The sequence below is a fragment of the Flavobacterium araucananum genome, assembly GCF_002222055.1.
GTDB classification, from domain to species: domain Bacteria; phylum Bacteroidota; class Bacteroidia; order Flavobacteriales; family Flavobacteriaceae; genus Flavobacterium; species Flavobacterium araucananum.
Map to the genome: position 1 here is coordinate 23,930 of NZ_MUGS01000022.1, position 18,450 is coordinate 42,379.

At 34.7% G+C, this 18,450-nt stretch carries 14 protein-coding genes and 1 pseudogene; 14 read left to right on the plus strand and 1 reads right to left on the minus strand.

Annotated features, from left to right (window positions below; all coding sequences use genetic code 11):
- The first annotated feature begins 94 nt into the window (after positions 1-94).
- From B0A64_RS13260 to B0A64_RS13300, 9 genes and pseudogenes are all read left to right on the plus strand, one after another.
- A complete protein-coding gene (locus tag B0A64_RS13260) occupies positions 95-658 on the plus strand; it encodes a hypothetical protein (protein ID WP_089480006.1) in 564 nt (187 codons plus the stop codon).
- 4 nt (positions 659-662) lie between these two features.
- Complete coding sequence (locus B0A64_RS13265) at positions 663-2,333, plus strand: hypothetical protein (protein WP_089480007.1); 1,671 nt, start codon at positions 663-665, stop codon at positions 2,331-2,333.
- A 170-nt stretch (positions 2,334-2,503) separates the two neighbouring features.
- Complete coding sequence (locus B0A64_RS13270) at positions 2,504-3,421, plus strand: tyrosine-type recombinase/integrase (protein ID WP_089480008.1); 918 nt, start codon at positions 2,504-2,506, stop codon at positions 3,419-3,421.
- A 10-nt stretch (positions 3,422-3,431) separates the two neighbouring features.
- Entirely contained in the window at positions 3,432-4,298 is an 867-nt protein-coding gene (locus tag B0A64_RS13275) for a tyrosine-type recombinase/integrase (protein ID WP_089480009.1), read from the plus strand.
- A gap of 153 nt (positions 4,299-4,451) precedes the next feature.
- Positions 4,452-5,675, plus strand: coding sequence for an AAA family ATPase (locus tag B0A64_RS13280; protein WP_089480010.1), 1,224 nt, complete (start codon positions 4,452-4,454; stop codon positions 5,673-5,675).
- Positions 5,666-6,163: a hypothetical protein gene (locus tag B0A64_RS13285; protein WP_089480011.1), complete on the plus strand. Its 498-nt coding sequence runs from the start codon at positions 5,666-5,668 to the stop codon at positions 6,161-6,163. The genes B0A64_RS13280 and B0A64_RS13285 overlap by 10 nt, the downstream gene beginning before the upstream one ends.
- Positions 6,164-6,421: 258 nt before the next feature.
- Positions 6,422-7,249, plus strand: a pseudogene (locus B0A64_RS13290) (RHS repeat-associated core domain-containing protein); the annotation flags it as partial.
- A gap of 9 nt (positions 7,250-7,258) precedes the next feature.
- On the plus strand, positions 7,259-7,912 hold the full coding sequence (locus B0A64_RS13295) for a hypothetical protein (protein WP_089480012.1): 654 nt from the start codon (positions 7,259-7,261) through the stop codon (positions 7,910-7,912).
- Between the two features lie 174 nt (positions 7,913-8,086).
- Positions 8,087-8,533 carry a contact-dependent growth inhibition system immunity protein gene (locus B0A64_RS13300; protein ID WP_089480013.1) on the plus strand — a complete coding sequence of 149 codons (447 nt, stop codon included), beginning with the start codon at positions 8,087-8,089 and terminating at the stop codon, positions 8,531-8,533.
- 364 nt (positions 8,534-8,897) lie between these two features.
- On the opposite strand, the gene B0A64_RS13305 is transcribed toward B0A64_RS13300, so the two are convergent.
- A complete protein-coding gene (locus B0A64_RS13305) occupies positions 8,898-9,476 on the minus strand; it encodes a hypothetical protein (protein ID WP_089480014.1) in 579 nt (192 codons plus the stop codon).
- Between the two features lie 457 nt (positions 9,477-9,933).
- Here B0A64_RS13305 and B0A64_RS13315 point away from each other — a divergent pair, with 457 nt between their 5' ends.
- The 5 genes from B0A64_RS13315 to B0A64_RS13335 all read left to right on the plus strand — a co-directional run bounded on the left by B0A64_RS13315 (position 9,934) and on the right by B0A64_RS13335 (position 18,445).
- Positions 9,934-10,896 (plus strand): CorA family divalent cation transporter, encoded by a 963-nt coding sequence (locus B0A64_RS13315; protein WP_089480015.1) that lies wholly within the window; start codon positions 9,934-9,936, stop codon positions 10,894-10,896.
- A gap of 671 nt (positions 10,897-11,567) precedes the next feature.
- Complete coding sequence (locus B0A64_RS13320; RefSeq protein ID WP_089480016.1) at positions 11,568-13,115, plus strand: peroxidase, FMP-type; 1,548 nt, start codon at positions 11,568-11,570, stop codon at positions 13,113-13,115.
- Between the two features lie 104 nt (positions 13,116-13,219).
- On the plus strand, positions 13,220-14,719 hold the full coding sequence (locus tag B0A64_RS13325) for a ferritin-like domain-containing protein (protein ID WP_089480017.1): 1,500 nt from the start codon (positions 13,220-13,222) through the stop codon (positions 14,717-14,719).
- Between the two features lie 40 nt (positions 14,720-14,759).
- The gene (locus B0A64_RS13330; RefSeq protein WP_089480030.1) at positions 14,760-17,063 is read left to right on the plus strand and encodes a hypothetical protein; all 2,304 of its coding nucleotides are present in this window, start codon (positions 14,760-14,762) and stop codon (positions 17,061-17,063) included.
- A complete protein-coding gene (locus B0A64_RS13335) occupies positions 17,060-18,445 on the plus strand; it encodes a radical SAM/SPASM domain-containing protein (protein ID WP_089480018.1) in 1,386 nt (461 codons plus the stop codon). Before B0A64_RS13330 ends, B0A64_RS13335 begins: the two co-directional genes overlap by 4 nt.
- The last annotated feature ends 5 nt before the right edge of the window (positions 18,446-18,450 follow it).

The window sequence follows — 18,450 nt, forward strand, 5'->3', positions numbered from 1 at the left end:
TTGTTTTTATTTCTTTATTGGCTAAACTCCAAGGGGCTGTAGTCATTCTTAAAATTATATAAAAGTTTAAAAAATAGTAATTGAGAAAATAATTATGGAAAGTTTAGAAACACTATTCCGGTCTTTTGAAACAGGTATTCGAAGTGCCAAGGCTTTAAAGCCGAAAGAATACCTTAAAACCATCGGACTGGAATATTCAGATCTTCGAATCGGTTTTAATTCAGGTCAGTTCCATCACCGCAAAACATTGAAATCAAAAGACCAGTTTGAAAAACTGGGTGTGATTACAAAAAGCGATGCCGGAGTCAGGGACGATTCCTTTACAGCCTATACCGTCTTTGGACGGTATGGGCTTATTTTTCCTCTGCTGGACAAAGATAATGTCATTGTAAATTATTATGCCCTGCGTTTTGATCTGGACGAGCAGAAAGAGCAGTACCTGAACAGCGAAGGAATATATCCCGCCTATCCGCATCCCCTTACCAAAAAATTATATTTAGCACCTACGGTCATTGACTGCGCCAGTTTGATGCAGAGTAAAGTACTGGATCAAAGGGAAGCGGTCATGGCGCTTCATGACGGAGAACTGCTGGAACAGCATTTAGAAGTTATTAAATCATTATATGAATTAGAAGTTATAATAATCTTTAAGCAGTGAGAAAATGGAAAAGATCAGATTACAAATGCAGGAGATCAGACCCGATGTGCCACTCTCGATAGTGGAACTTCCAGAGGGGCATAGTCTAAATGACATGTGGGTCAATTATGGAGAGGATGGAATATCTAATCTTTTAAAAAGTGCAAAAACAGAAAAAGCAGGCGAAGGACTGCAGATCCTAAACGGCTACAAAATAAGCTATACAGGAATCACAGGAGTATTTTATGTAGTGGGCAATCTGCCTATGGATTTAGGTAACCTCAGGGTCTCATTACAAATTGTGGCTCATACTACACAGAAAAAGCACAGGCTGAAAGTTGATTTTTTTGATTTTGGAAGTGTGCAGAGCCACTGCGGGGAACTCTCCGAAAAACAAGGGTTTGACTTTCAGGAACTCGAAACAGACTTCTTACAGCTAACAGACTTACTTGAAGAGCATCGTGAAGCACTCTTTGACGCGGAAATTAATCCAGTAACGGATCGTTATTCCGAAAAAGAACTTACACCGCAGGCTCATGAAAAAGCGGTCGAATTTCTCTCAAAACCCCAATTACTGGAAAACATAAACAAGCTCTTGGAACAGAACGGAATTGTTGGCGAGGAACAAAACAGGATGGTTCTTTTTGTGCTCGCTTCAAGCTACAAAATGCCTTATCTGATGCATGCCATTGTTCAGGGATCAAGCGGAGAAGGAAAAAGTCATTTGATTAACGGGATTGCGCAGTGCATGCCTCAGGAGGATGTGATGAACATGACCCGTATTACCAGCAAATCACTTTATCATTACAGGGATAAGGAACTGATCAATAAACTGATTGTAATTCAGGATTTTGATGGTCTGGACGAAGAAGCGCAGTATGCTTTTCGTGAAATGCAGTCAGCCAAATTCCTGACAAGCTCCACAGTAGTCAAAGACATTTTTGGAAACAACAGGGGAAGGATCAAACAGGTACAGGCACACTTTGCCAGTATGACAACTACAACCAAAGCGGAGGTATATTATGACAATATGAGCCGTTCGGTAATCTTGGGCGTGGATGAAAGCCAGGCACAGACCATGCGGATCATAGCCATCCAAAACAAGAAGATTGCAGGAAAAGGCAATTACGAAAATGAGGTTCAGGCTACACAGCTTCTCAGAAATGCCATGCGGGTGCTGAAATCCTATGAGGTGATCAATCCATTTGCAGACAAACTTACCCTTCCACTTGAAGCCAAGATGCTCAGAAGATTAAACAGCCAGTTTCAAAATTTTGTTTCGCAGATTACCATCCTGCACCAGTACCAGAGAAAAACGGACAATAAAGGCAGGCTGATCGCCACCAAGGAAGACGTGAAATCTGCCGTTGATATTTTCTTTACCTCCATCATCATCAAAGTGGATGAACTTGATAAAAGTACAAGACAGTTTTTTGAAAACCTAAAAGGCTATGTAAAGAGCCAAAACAATGGCACAACACACCGATTTACCAATAGAGAAATGCGCCAGAAATTAAACATCAGTAAAACTTCAGCTTTCAGGTACATGCAGTTATTACAGGAACTCGAATACATACAGGCAATTGAAGGCTCAATAAACAAAGGCTTTAAATATGTAATAAGTTACTGGGACAATATGGAAAAACTAAAAAGCAAGATCAAGAAAGAACTAAACAGCCAATTGGAACAGCTTTAAAATACAAAAAGCAAAAAAGCAAAACAAATAACCAAAAAATGGAACGCTAAGGAACGCCAGTGGAACGCGTGAGCACCAATGTTTACTGACCATACGGTACTGGCGTTCCGTGTTCCACGGAGTGCGCAAGCGACAACTCTGCAGAATCAGCAAATTAATCTCAAAAAACAATGAAAAACAGGATAGAAAATAAAGAATTTCGAAGGCTCTTGGATGCCTTTGACAGTTTTATAAAAGTCAGGAATTATAAAACAGGGAACAGCAGAATGTACCAAAATACCTTAATAGAATTCCTGCTGTGGCTGGAAGAATCCGGAATCAATAACATTCGGGAGCTTTCTACTAAAGAATCTATTAAATATTTTGAGTATTTAATTGCAAGACCAAAGCTCAGAGGCGAAGGCACGCTGTCACAGAAAAGTATCAAATTTCATTTGTTTGTTCAGGGACTATTTCTAATAAATCTCATGGAAAATAAGGAAATTGAAAATGGTTATTACATTCCGAGTTTTGAGGGAGGTACTCAAAATTCAAGAAACACGCTCAGTGTTGAAGAAATAAAAACGGTATACAAACATGCCGAGAATGAATTGGAACGGGCTTTACTCTCTGTTGCTTATGGATGCGGGCTCAGGCGTTCTGAAATCAGTGCACTGGATTTAAAGGATGTCAAACTGGCTACTGGAATGGTTGTTGTCAGAAGCGGAAAAAACAGCAAAAGGCGTGAAGTTCCCATGAGTGATACGGTTATGGGCTACCTGAAAAAGTACATTCAGGAAGAGCGCAGTCAAAGGTTTGCAGGGAAAAACCAGATCGAACAAGCCTTTTTTATCAATTCCAAAGGCAGGCGTAGCACAGGGGAAAATCTGAATGACATCCTAAAGGAAATGATCGAGCAGACCAAGGATTTCCAGCTTATCCAAAAGGATATCACGCTCCACTGCCTCAGACACAGCATAGCCAATCATCTGGCTGAGAATAATGCGGGAATTGATTTTATAAGAGGTTTTCTAGGGCATTCCGATATCAATACAACCTATATCTATGCGATCAAAAACAAGAAACGAAAACCAGTCGTAACCTTTTAAGTAATCTGCTATGACAAAACAAACCTTAGAGCAGTTCCTGCTCCAAAACTACAGCCCGCAGACCGTATCAAGCTATTTGTTTGCGATCAATCACTTTTTGAAATTAAATACTAAAGCCAAGCGGTACAAATACGTAGATATCGTTAAGTATATGGATGAAATCAGCCTAAAACAATCCAATGGCAAATATCGTGTTGTCATCTTATCTGCGATCAAAAAATATTATGACTATCTGGTCATGAGCGGTTACAGGAATGACCATCCCTGCAAGCGCCTTAATATTAAAGTAAACAGTAATCAGGCAATACAGGTGCAGGATTTATTCAGCAGTTCAGAACTGCAACTGCTCTTGGAACGGGAAAATAGATACAAGCATTTGGATGTTAGAAATAATGTATTATTATCATTGCTAATATATCAGGGACTTACAAGCGATGAGCTTATAAGACTTAATGTAAAAGATATTGATCTGGATAATGGAACAGTCTATATCAAAGCTTCCATCAATCTCAATAAGCGGACAATGAATTTAGTTCCCAGACAGATGATCTTATTTTTCAATTACCTGCAGGAAACCCGACCCCAAATGCTTCGATCTAAAACAGAGAAACTAATTATTACCAAACTTGGGAAGCCTATTACGGTAGGCGGTATTCATGGGATGATTGATCCGCTCAGGGCATTATTTCCAGATAGGAAACTCAATCCGCAGACCATCAGAATGAGTGTGATATGTAACTGGCTCAATGAGAAAAATATTTCTTTGGAAAAGGCTCAGGAACTGGCGGGACATAAATGGCCAGGAACTACGGAAAAATATATTAAAGTGAATAGTTCCCATCAAAGAGAAATCATTAATCGGTACTTCCCTTTTTAAATGACTGAAATAAAAGTGTAATAATAAAAATTTTAGAATATATCAAAAATCATTATTATTAATAGAGGATTTAGTAGAATGATTAATTCACAAATTACAAACTATAAATTACTTTTATTTTTTGTAATTTAGACCCAAATTTTAAAAAATTAAATGGCTAGACTTAAGATTAAAAATATTGGACCAATAAAGAACACAAATGATCTACCAGATGGATACATTGAGTTTGATGGATTGACTGTATTTATTGGTAATCAAGGTACAGGAAAAAGTACAATATCAAAAATTTTTTCAACTTTGACTTGGATTGAAAAAGCGTTAGTTAGAGGCGATTTTAATGTGAGCTACCTTTCACAGTACAATAGATTTAAAAAGCATTTGGCTTATCAGAATATAGGTAACTATTTAACTGATGAGTCTTATATTGATTATATTGGTAAAGCATATCAAATAATTTATCAAAAAGGAAAAGTTGAAATAACTCAAATTTTTCTAGGAAATGATGAATACCTTTTTCCGAAAATTATGTATGTTCCAGCGGAAAGAAATTTTGTCAGTACAGTTGAGAGACCTGACTTGGTTAAGAGATTACCGCTACCATTATATACTTTTTTGGAAGAATATGAATATGCAAAACAAAACTTATCAGAAACTGTGACTTTACCGGTTGGGGATCTCAAGTTTGAATATAGAAAACAAAATAAAAAATCTTGGTTAATTGGAAAGGATTATAGAGTTGATTTATTAGAGGCTTCTAGTGGATATCAATCATTAGTTCCTTTGTTTCTTGTAACTAATAGTTTATCTAAGATTATTTCGAATGAGAGTAATTCTTCTTTTAAAGAAAGAAATATAGTTGATGAAAATAAAATTCGAAATCAAATTGATAAAATAATCTCTAATGATAAATTATCAGAAGATATAAAAACTTTACTTCTAGAAAAACTATCTCTACAATTTAAATATTCAAGTTTTATAAATGTCGTTGAAGAGCCTGAACAAAATTTATATCCGACTTCACAAAAAGGAATATTGTTCTCACTATTTAGTAATAAAAATAAAAATGATTTAAATAAGTTAATTATTACGACTCATAGTCCTTATATAATAAATTATTTGACACTTGCTATAAAAGGTTTTATGGTAAGATCAAAAATTGATGATTCATTATTAAATGATTTAAGTAAAATAGTACCTTTAGATTCTACAATAGATCCATCAACAGTAAATATTTATCAACTCAATGAAGTAGGTACTATAGGAAAATTGGATAATTATAAAGGTTTGCCATCAGATGAGAATTTCCTTAATGAATTTTTAGGAGCATTTAATGATGATTTTGTTAAACTACTTGAAATTGAAAAGAAATGCCAATAGATTTTTTTGATAATAAGTGTAAATCTAGTTCAAATAAAACTGAATTTGGTTTATGTGATGATCCACCTCCACCAACAAGACCTGCATATATTGATGAAACTGACGATTCAAAATGGATAGGTGTTGTAAAGAATAAAGACAATAAAGAAGTTGATTTTATAGCAATTGATGCTTGTATCGAAATCAAAAGAGCTGATGGTAAAGATTCGAGAAGATGTGATGGTGTTCTTTCATTTGATAAGAGTTTAATATTTGTTGAATTAAAATCGAGAGAGGGTGGACAATGGCTGAAAAGCGGTAGAGAACAATTAACTATTACTATTGAAAAGTTTAAATTAGAATATAATATAAACCAATATGACGATGTTTATGGGAATGTTTGTAACAGTCTTAGACCACAATCTCATTTTGGGCATGCAACTAATATCCAACAGTTTTATGATGAAACGGGATTGGTGTTAAAAACTGACAGAACTATAGAAATTTAATACTGTTAATCTGTTATATTTAAAATAACTGTAAGCAATAGAATGTAAAATTTAAGAATTTATTAATTCAAGATAAGCTCAAAGCTCTCAGAAATGAGAGCTTTTTTTATTGCTATAAGTGAAAAATTATTAGGAAAATAATTAAAGTAAATCTACTTTCGTGTCATAGAAAAATGTAATAGGACGTTCTTTATATAGAGATTTTTTGCAAGGGGCTTTTTTATATAAAAAAGGTTTACAGAACCCTATAAGTATAAGTACAACAATAAAGAGCTTCAAGACGAACTAGGACTTAACGTTTATGACTACGGAATGAGAAATTACGATGCGACGTTAGGTAAATTTTTTAATATGGATAGATTTAGTGAGAAATACTATGATGTTAATCCATATCAATATTGCGTTAATAATCCAGTTCGTTTTGTAGATGTAAGAGGAGATTCAATTAGTGTTGATAAATCGATTACGCAAAATTGGGCTCTCAATAAGGTAATGACTCTTTTTGCAGGAACAAAAGCAGGTAGAAAATTTTTATCTCAATTTGCAAGTAAAGGACAGACTGTTTTTGGACAAACCTTTGATAAAGATGGAAAATATGATAAAGCAGGTTTGAATCTTGAATTTACATCTTACAGAGAGGAGGATGAGAATGATAGAGGAGAAACAGGTAATGATGCAGAAAACACAATTACAGTTGGAATTAATTCTTTTGAAGGAGTAGCATCACAGGACGATAAATCATATAATTATGATAACCCCAATGCGGTCACATCAGCAAAAAATATGTCCCGTTGGATTATGAGTAGAACCATCACTGCTTTTCATGAGTCTTTTATTCATGCAGATTTATTTGCAAAAGATTATATGGATAATAAAAAGTTTGATAGTAGTAACATTTTATATAAACCTAAAGGTTATGAAAGTCATTGGCAACATTCACAAGTTTTGTATAACAATGGTAACAATACAAGTTGGCCTACTGATGGAGTAAGCGGAATTAAAGAGGTCAATTCAACTTTTGGAAGATTCTATACATCTGGACAACTTGATAAAATGGTTTGGAAATACAATGGAGGAAAATATTAAAACAAAAAAATGAAAAAGAAAATAATATTTACGTTATCAGTTATTTTGCTAATAAGTTGCAATGAGCCGAAATTAGAAAAAAGAAGTATATTTTATTTCAACCTTTACAATAATAAAAACATCTTGATTGAAAAGAATGTTTTTGCTGTAGAATCCAAAGAGTTAAATTTATTTGATTCAATTAATGTATTTAAAAATCATGAAAAAGTTTTGAGTTTTAGACAGGCTTATGATAATGAGAACGGTATTTATAGATATATTTTGAATAAAAAAACATTGACACATAATTTTAATGATTCAATAACTCTAGCTACTAATTACAATAATAAATCTTTCGCTCCTTTCATTAATAAAGAAACGACACTAATAAACCATAAAACATATAAGATAGGATTAGAGAGTTTCAAAATTTACCATTTTTCAGAGGAACAAAGTAATCATAAAGGTTTTGATAGTTATTTTTTAGAAAATGTAGGTTTTATTTGTTACTATAATTTTAATACTGATAATTACATACTTTGTGATTCAATTAGTAATAAGCCAATAAAGATTAAAGAAATTACTAGCAGACTTTTAAAAGATGAAACTTTTTTTGCTCGATTTACGGTCGCAAAATTATTTCCAAATTATCATCGTGAAAATAATAGTTCAAAACGGCTTTAGTTTTATATTAACCCAGCTGCGCAAAGTGTAGCTGCTGTGCAAACGTCTGTGACTTTGCACTTAGCTGTTCAGACAGGTAAGGGTTCAGAGTCACAATGGGGTCAAATTGCTGATGCTATTAAATATGCTCAAGACAAAAATATTAATGTAACAATAAGATTTATAAAGTAAAAAATGATTAAATCAATAAACATTTACAAATTCACAAATGGCAACAAGTTTATTTTGCACCCTCTTTTACAGATTAAAGGTTTTATATCTATAGCTTCTGCGCCTTATCTTACAGAATATAATTTATCAAATACTGAACTGTTAGAGAAAATTTTATATACTCTTGAATTTAGTAAAGAAATTTTGGAAAAACCTGAGAATTGGAAAGAGTTTCAAAAGGAGTTTTTAAAAGGGATGGGAGTAAAAACAATGAAAGCTTTACATGATGGAACAATTAATTTGGGGATATATATAAAGGATGGTATTATTACTTTTTCTCCATCTCAGAATAAAGGTTCAAAAGAAGGTTTTGTTGGTTTCAAAGAGGATTTAAAGGTCAGTTTACCGTTTGATTCACCTAAAAAAGAATTAGAAAAAGCATTAGAATTAGCTTTGTCAAGATGTAAATAATAGATTTTAAAAAAAAAGATAAACAAGAAACCACGCCAATCGGCGTGGTTTTTTATGGTTTATAATTATCGGCTTGTTTTTCCTGCATAGTAAGGCCATTACTATAATGTCTTGTTATGTAACATAACTTTGGTGTGGTTTTACTACTATCGGTCTTGAAAAACTCAGCTCCCCGAAGTCTTCTTATAAAAAGCTACATCTACTTTTTTAACTCGCCTTTTGGCTTTAAAAAACTCAAGCACCACGATTCTGCCAAAAACAGGGAATATCAATTTTAATGATGATGTGTATGTAGCTTTTTTAAGGTTTACAGTTGAGCATGTTGTTTGTTTTGGCTATTGTGTTAGACCACTGTCAGTGTAATTTAATTATAATACTCGGATATTGTAATAATTGTTCTTTTTTCTTTTTCTAAAATTTGTATTCCTTCAGAGATTAAATTATCTTCTGGATCATCATCTTCAAACTCCAAAAAAAGGGATGAATTGCTATTGATATTTTTTTTAAACCGACCTTCAATAAGCTTTTTACAATAGTTGTCAAATTTAAATTTACAGGCTATATCATTAATCTTTCTTATTAAAGTACTGTCTAATTCCTTATTTGGGTAAATATCTGTTTTAATTTCTACTGAACTTATAAAATGATCACAGCCGCCTTTGTATACAGTTAGAGTATCACCATTGTATATTAATGTAGCTGTGTTACTTTTTGAATCCCAAACATATTTTTTGATTTCAAGTTCATTAAGCCATTCTTCTGTTATTTTTTTATAATTGTCATCAAATACACAATCTGAATTGTTATCTAACTTTTCATTATCTATTTTAAGAACCGTATCAGATTTAATATTTTTAATTATAATATTTTCTTTTTTTGTTTTCTTTTCTGAACAGGAAAGAGTTATAATTACTATCAATGCAAAATAGAATGTTTTTTTCATAAAATTATTGTTAACCAGGATATATGTCTAACGACAGCCGGTATATTTACCCTAAATTAGGTCGGTATATTTGACGAGCGTTAATGCTTTTTGTTTTCAAAAATAGAATTTTTATTTCATAAAACTGTTACAGTTTTGGCAATACAGAAATCATACTAAAGAAATTTATACTAATAAATTTATGTGGTCAAAATTAGATTACATACATTTAAATCCTGTTAGATCCGGACTTGTTGCAAAAGCCTCAGCTTATATGTATTCTAATGCAAGTAATTGCATAAATGGTTACGGATCGTTAACAATTAAAAAGCAGATAATCCGGTGGCAGATGTTTTAGATTCGAATTCGTTTGCTGGATATAATTTGTATTAAAATTTATTTTAATTAAGATATTTGAGCTGCGCGTTCAAAAGAAAAGAACTCAACTGGATAGCAATAATCATAAAAAACATAAGCAATGACAATTGAATTGTTAGATAAAAATAAAAACATTATTAAGTTAAAAAGTATATCCGAAATACCGGAAGACTTGAGTACAATCAATAGTGTTCAGATTATTAATTACAATATAGAAGACATTGCTGCTTTCGAAAAGCTTTTTGGTATTGATACAGCCATATTGCACAATAGTGGCGATATAGAGATAAGTTCGCATTATCTTGAAAAAGAAAGTCAGTTGGCATTTAATTTTTCGTTTCCGTACTTAACGTCTCACAGCAAAATCGAAGAAGTAATTGTTTCGTTTATACTTACAGAAACGATCATGTTCTCGTTTATGGATATTAATTTTGAGAAATTTATTCCAGAGAATAAAAAGCAGGAACACTTTGATAAAATAAAAAACCTGCCTTTTACCTTAGATATCTTTCTGTTAATGATGATAGGCGTAGTTCCGGATTATTTTGCAGACCTCACAGAAATCATTTCTAAGAATATAAAAACAATTTATTCAAGCTTACAAAAAGAGAATGATTTTTCTGAGCATGGTTTAAACGAAATTACAGCGCTAAAATTTAATAATCTTCTGGTCAAGGAATCACTGAATGAATTCAGACGAATTTTGCATTTGCTTAGAAAAAGCACAAAATTAAGTTTAGAAACGAAAGAAACTATTTTACTCGAATTAAGTGATTTAACGGTAATAAACGAATATGTCCAAAACAATTTTGAACGTTTGGATGATCTTAAAGACTATATCTCTACAAAAATAGACCTGGAACAAAACAGAATATTTAAAACATTAACCATAATCACAATGTGTATTTCACTGCCAATGCTTGTGGCGGGAATATATGGAATGAATTTTAAGAATATGCCGGAGTTAGAATGGGAATATGGATATTTTTATGCCATAGTTTTGATCATTATTTGTTTTACTGCGCCTTTGATATGGTTTAAACGAAAAAAATGGCTCAATTAAATTCATGTATCAATTCTTATGTATTATCAATGATTTTTGTTGTTATCCGGGGCGAGAAAATAATTTTGCATCGATAATTCCCTCTCTTTAGTCATAATTGATCGAATAAAAATGTTAATACAAACAGGCTGTCTAAAATCTTAGGCAGCCTGTTTTGTTTTGGTCAAAGTTATTTTGGCTCTTGATAACTAAAAAACAAGTAACACTACAAAAATGAATAGCGCATCCCTTGAGCGTAAAGCAGAAACAGGTAAGTCTTAAAATTAATGATTCTGTTTTTTTATAATCAGTACCAAAATCCTACAATCGTGTAAGAAAAAACAGGTAAAAATACCTAGTAATTTCTTTAAATTTTGCCTTACTATTGTAGGAATAAAATTCAAAACTAGAAAAACAATAGTATAGCCTACAGCAATCTTAAACAGGACAGTTATCTGGTTAAGAGTGGATTAAATATGTAATCTTTTGAAATTGTTATAAGGTGAATTTGATTATTATGCTTCGTTAAAAGTGATGCAGAAGAAAATTAAAACGAATAAGACAAAACTATTATAAACATATAAAGCCTGAAAGAACAAGCTGTAGGTGTAACAAAAAAAGCATTGAATTCTCCTTACAATGCAGCGCTGACTTTTGAATGTACAGATTATTAATTTTAAAAAAACGATATCATGTTAAAACGCACAAGCCCCGAAGACGAGATAAATTTATCTCAAATAACTTCAAATTTAGATGAAAACAGAAATGAAACCTTCTTAGGAGCCCTTCAGGATGGCAGCGAAGGTATACTGGCAAGTTTGATGAAAAAATATTCAAAAGTTCAAATAGAAGATCCTATCAGACCCTTTTATGAGAATGACCTGCAAAAAATAGTAAACAATGTAGATTATGGTATATTACAAGTATTGCAAGGTACTTGGGTAAGTTATAATAATAGTGATCAGATCCAAAGAAAATTAAACGGTACCGGTATTCACACGACCATTATGCCTTCGCCAGGAACAAATGCGGGAAATATTCCCGGAAAATATAGTTTTGAATGCCAGGAGTATATCGAGAAACTAACCTTTGATCTGGTTCCGGGAGGAGTTCGTAATCGTGGTGGGGCAAATGAACAATTTTGCGGAGCTGTAAAATACGACCAAAGCATTAAAAGCGTAACGCGTGTCGAAGGTCAGGAAGCTTTGCAATACACTCCAATTCATGAGGAGAATGGTATGTATTTATGGCTTAGCGATGTGTTTAATTATGCAGCAACCGAGAAAACGATTAAAGAAGATCGTGGCATAAACCCCGTATCACCTCTAAATCCCAACAAAGATTTATATAAAAGCGGATATCAGGACGAAACCCTTTTTCTAATTATAAATGATGAGGGTAAAAAAGAGTATGTAACGCTGGAAAATTTAAAGGGGCGTAAATATTATGAAATTATTGCAGCCAAAGAACTTAAAGCAGGAGCAGGACAAACGGGGCAATACTTTATACCGGATTACTCTATTTCCCGCAGTGGTGTAATACCGCACGGCAGTACGATAACTTTATTAGGAGATCTGGTTCGAAATAACGAAGTATTTATATTCCAAGGTCCGCCAGCATTTCCGGAAGGAGATGCCGCCTGGAAATACGATCATCTTTCGCTATCGAGAACTATGGGAGGAGCCGGAGCAAGCGAGAGCAATCCTATCAATCTGGATGAACCTGCACCTGCCTGGGTATCTCAAAAGCTCGATTACATAAGTGATCCCAATGAAAATCTAATCTATACACAACGAATTCTTGCAGATCCCTTATATCCTTATTCCGTTAGACCTGATTTACGTCTTCGTGATACCAACAAAGCAGATAATATAATCAATAATGTCCTTATTCAAATGTCATCCAAAAACAAGACAGGAGCACAGGGAGGGATTTTAAATGTTCCGTTTGTAAATCGTTTTGTTCCTACAGTCGAAATGAATATGCGCATGTGGCTTGAAACAGTTGTCGAGGACAAAAAAGAAATACTTCAGCTCCAATACGAGCAAATAATATTTTTTGAATTTGATTTTGGAGATGACGGAGGCACAACAAGCTGGCCGCACATACAAGTCAATACACTTCGCAAAATCGAAGATGTTCCAGCTGATCAGAGACGTTTAATAGAAGAACAATTTCCCGATTCTAAAAAAACAGAATCTGCTGCACAAGCCGCAGGATGTCCGTATCACAAAGAGTAATTGGAACTAAAAGGATAAAAAGCAGTACTTATGAGTCCTTACAATTAATTGGACAGCAAGTGCAGTATAGGATCAAATAGAAATTAAACTAAACAAGATATCTCATGAATTACAATCAGAAACGAGACCATTTTATTTCACCAATATTAGAATGGGCAAAAGCGAATAATCCAAAAGAGAATACAGCAAATAATAGGTTTATGGCAGCTGATGATGCTGTAAATACTTATGAGAATTTAGAAACTGCAAAACCTTTTGAAGTCCCTTCTCAGTTTAACGGGAAAGACTACATTACGATGCTGCTTCAGATCGATGCCGAAATCGAACAGGGACTTATGTTGCAGTATCTTTATGCTGCCTACAGTATTGGTGGAACTCAAATTTCAGAAAAGTATAGGGAAAAAGTACATACCTGGCAAAATATAATTTTGGGTATTGCAAAAGAAGAAATGGGACATTTTATCTCAGTTCAGAATGTCTTGAAGGTAATTGGAGCACCTTTAAATTTTGGTAGGGAAAGTTATCCCTGGGATAGTCCTTTTTATCCTTTTCCATTTACATTAGAAAAATTTTCTCTTAGTTCCCTTGCTAAATATGTATATGCCGAAGCTCCTGCCGATTGGTTGGAAAGCGAAGATCCTCTGGCAGTCGAAATTTCGGCTTCTGTAAATTCAACCGTCTCAGATCCGCATACCGTTGGCGCATTGTTTATCGTATTGTTGCAATTAATTAATGACCCTAAAGTAATATCAGATGAAACTTTTCAGGCTGCAACCTATAGTTATCAGGCTAAGTTTGACGAATGGGGTCGCGGTTATACAGATGGAAACAGAGGAACTGATGGCAAAAATATTTATACCCATAGTCCGGATGTATTAGTAGCACCATTACTATCTCGTGATGATGCTTACAATGCATTGTCTGAAATAGCAGAGCAGGGAGAAGGTCTGGATACAAAAGATACAACACCGTCTCATTTTGAACGCTTTTTGCATATTTACAGAGAATACAAGGAAATAGTAGAAGAAACCAAAGGTAGTTTTGAACCTTCCCGTAACGTAGCTACGAATCCTTATGTAGGTTCAGAAACTGATCTGGCAGATGAATTCGAGTCTACAGATTCAGCAACAGAAACAGAGTCAGAAACGGATGAAATTACAGACCCGCAAGCAAAACTTTGGGCAAATTTGTGTGATATCCGTTATCGATTATTACTTAATTTTCTAAATCATAGCTTCCTGTTGGATGAAGGTTATAATAATTCAGGCAGTTTTTCTCCTCGTGGTATGATCATCAATTCTTCATTTGGAGAAATGTATAATTTGCGTAGTCTGGCTACAATCCTTGTTCAGACTCCAATTGCTAAAAACAGCAAGAAAATGGCGGGACCTCCATTTACACTTCCCTATACATTCGATTTGCCTTTTGGAGAACACAATCGATGGAGATTACACAGAGATCTTCTCGAAGCATCAAATAATATCATAATAGAGTTAAAACACTTTAAAAACCAACCACATATCCAATATTTGAATGGATTGCAGGAGGCAGATCAAAAACTGCTCAAAGCAATTGTACATCTTACAGAAGATAATCTGGTATAGTTTCGAATTAATTCAGTTAAATTATTTAAAATACTACGATATGAAAATTATAGAATTACGAATTCTTCCTCCTATTGCAATAGGCAGATTAGGCGAATCGAATATACCAATGGCAGCGTATGATCTTGAATTATCAAAAGAAAAACCGCTTGACTATAGAGAAATTACCCCACAAACTACTTTATCTGTAGATCCTGTTACAGGCGAAATTAAAGCACATGATCCTGTAAATATAAAATTTAAAGAAGTTTCGAGTCTGGCAGATAGAAACGGAAAAATACATCCTGTTTCTCCTTTCCTTGAAGTATTTGCCATAACAGATCAAAAAACAGACGAATTGGTGCCTCTTACAGAAGAGTTACTTATTGAATCCGGATTAAGTCTGAAAGATATTAGCTGGGATGTAAATGTTGCCAACATTAAAATATTCAGAAGGACCGGAGATGCAAAAGACAAAATGTTAGCAACAATCACCAACATAAACTCACATGAACAAAAACCATTGTTAGCCGATTGTAAAAACTTTTTGGCAAACAAAAAATTACCACTCGGTTACATTCAGTACATAAAGCCAACAAAAGATTTTCCCGGATTAAGATTGCGTTATACCCCTGCCGGAGGTAAAGTTTATGGTGCCAGTTTAACCAGAAAGACAGGTCCGGGCGAAAAAGATTTTCAAGTAGATCCTACTTTTAGCAGTGAAGATCAGATATTATACGACACAAGCCCGGGAAAAGGAACATGGCTTGGTTACAAAGAAGGCAGTAATCCTAACATATTCTATACTGCTCCTGCACAAATTTTTGCCGGTTATTCGTATACAGATGAAAAACAGGAAAGCTGGCAGGTAAGCTGGGGATATATTGATGATGAGTGTGATGGTTTTGTAACCGTTAAGCTAAAACTCTCCAACGAAAAAACCTTAACAGCCAAAGCGCACATTAGTGCAGGACCTCCTTCTTTTGCCCCGGATACTTTGCCAATTCGTGTAGTATCAGACGAGTTAGAGCAAATTATATTAAGTACAGAAATAGAAGGTGAAGTAAGTATAGAAGAAGCCGAAGAAATTATTCGCAGGGCTTTTGAAACCATTCGTTTAATGAATACAACGATTATGAATGGTAATAGTTACGAAGGCAAACAAAATGTTGCCAGTACAATGGTACGACAAAATACAAATGACTTTGGACGTTTTTTCGAACCCATTATGGCAACTTCTCTTGTAGACAATCTTGCCTTGCAAATCCTGCACGAAAGAGTGTTTACCGGACTTAGTTCCGGAGCGACGCCATGGTTTGCAGATGTATTGCGAAAACCTACAGAAATAGGGGATTTATCAAGCAAAGCACTTCGCAAAATGCCGGCATTAATGCGTGGTGCAGATGGCAGGTCGCTTACTTTTACGTATCGACAAATAAATATGATTATAAAAGCCGCAAGTACTTCTATATTCAAAGATAATAATCCGGATACCTTGCCGGTAACCTATGGTTCACCACTCAAAGCAGCAAATCTTACAGCACAATTGCATTACAGAGGAACAGGAAATCCTATTGCAGTTTTGCCAAGAACGGCGATCTCAAACTGCTTTCCGGGACTGGAATTTGATTTTAGAAACCTTTGGAGAAGAGCCTTTAACGGAATTATCCTGATCGAAAATAATAACTATGTACTGGAAGCTCCTGACGAAAAGTTTAAAAATTTGGTAGGGCACAGATTGGTTGCTATAGAAGGCAAACCTACAATGGTTAAGACTTTTGGCCCTGTGTTTCCCGATGGAGACAGCGTGCCCTTAAAAACAGATGCGAATCCAAACGGAGTTTCGTTTATGGAATGGTCCAATTCGATGGTTCATGTTTTGCAAAAACAAGGACAGAAAGTAATTTGCCACTTTACAGCAGAACAATCGGTCGAAGAAGTAGTTGTTGATTTAAAAGAGTTGGATAATCCAAAAAAATATACCGCCGTAACATTAGTAGTCAATAAAATATTCGATGGCAATAGTGCTGCATTTTCAGATACGATTTTGCAACCCGGAGAATTGACTCAGGGACTTTGTGCTCCGTGGCAAAACGATTATCGCGAATGCTCTTGTTACTATTGGGCAGCGAGCAGACCTGATTTTGTAAATATTGTGCCGGACGAAAATGGTTTGAGTACAGGAGATTTATGGATGTCAAAAAAACGAACAGGATCTTATATTCCGGACGATTGGCAAAACTCAAGATTGATTTCTTATCAGGATCTCTTTGAGAACTGGCAAGGAGAACTCAATTTTATTGTAAAAGGAAGAGATGCCATAGAAAGTAGTAAGGTAAAACCTAAAACGACAAAAAAGAAATGACAGGCGCTATAGAAAAGTTTGCCCAAGAGGATAAAAATGCATCGCTTGCAACCAAGCTGGCACAAATGATTGTTCCCCAATCCAGACCACGCTCTCCAAAAGCACATCTGGTAAGTGGGGGAATATCAACTCAGATTTTTATTCCAAACGGAAGCAGGCTTTATACTATTTCTAAGGAAGTAGAACAAAAAATAGCTTTTTTAATGGATAAAAAAGATGAAAAAGGACTGCAAAATGAGCTGAATTTTTTAGGACTGGACGCTCCGGAATATATTACAGATGAGCCATTGCAAAGTCCGCCATTACATGCTTTGTCACTGGCAATAGCCCAAAAGTGTAATATGGGTTGCACCTATTGTTATGCAGATCAGGGTGATTTTGGAGGTCCCACAAAAAACATGTCCTTAGAAACTGCTTTTAAAGCCATCGATTTATTATTAAAAGATTGTCCCGAAGGAGGAAAAGCACAACTTACTTTTTTAGGAGGTGAACCCCTCATTAACAGGCAAGCGATTAGAGAAGCGACTCTTTATGCCGAAACAATTGCAAAAAGAAAACACATACAAGTCAGTTATTCGATTACCACAAACGGAACTCTGGTTACAGAAAGTGATGCTGTTTTTTTTGAAGAATACGGTTTTTCGGTAACCATAAGTTTAGACGGAATAGGCAAGGATCATGATCTTAATCGCCCTATGAAAGGAGGTAAAGGAAGTTATGAGACCATCATAAAAAATATTCAACCCTTATTGTCTTTGCAAAAAAAAATGCAGGTATCGGCAAGGGTAACTGTAACACCCGAAAATACTAATCTTCCGGCTGTTTTGGACGAATTTATTAGTATGGGTTTTCATGGTGTAGGTTTTTCGCCTTTGTTAAGATCCAGCAACGGACAAAACGAAATGAACAAAGAGCAGTTATCTGTCATGTTAGAAAACATGATTGCTTGCGGACTTAATTTTGAAAAAAATGTGTTGGCAGGAAAGCGATATCCATTTTTGAATATGGTAAATGCCTTAAAAGAAATTTCGAAAGGAACTCACAGACCCTATCCCTGTGGTGCCGGTGCAGGTTATATGGGCGTATCTGCAGATGAAGAACTCTTTGCCTGTCATCGTTTTGTAAACGAAGATGTAGGCAAAATGGGCGATTTAAACCAAGGCATACAAGCAGACCTTCAGAACAATTGGCTTGCCTCCCGACATGTAAACATACAAGATCCCTGCTCAAAATGTTGGGCACGATACCTTTGCGGAGGAGGTTGTCATCATGAAGTAATCGAAAAAGGAAGGCCTGCCTGCGATTATATACGGTCATGGTTGTTCTATACCATACAAGCCAATGAAAGACTATCGCGCTTAAAACCCAATTGGAATAATTAATTACA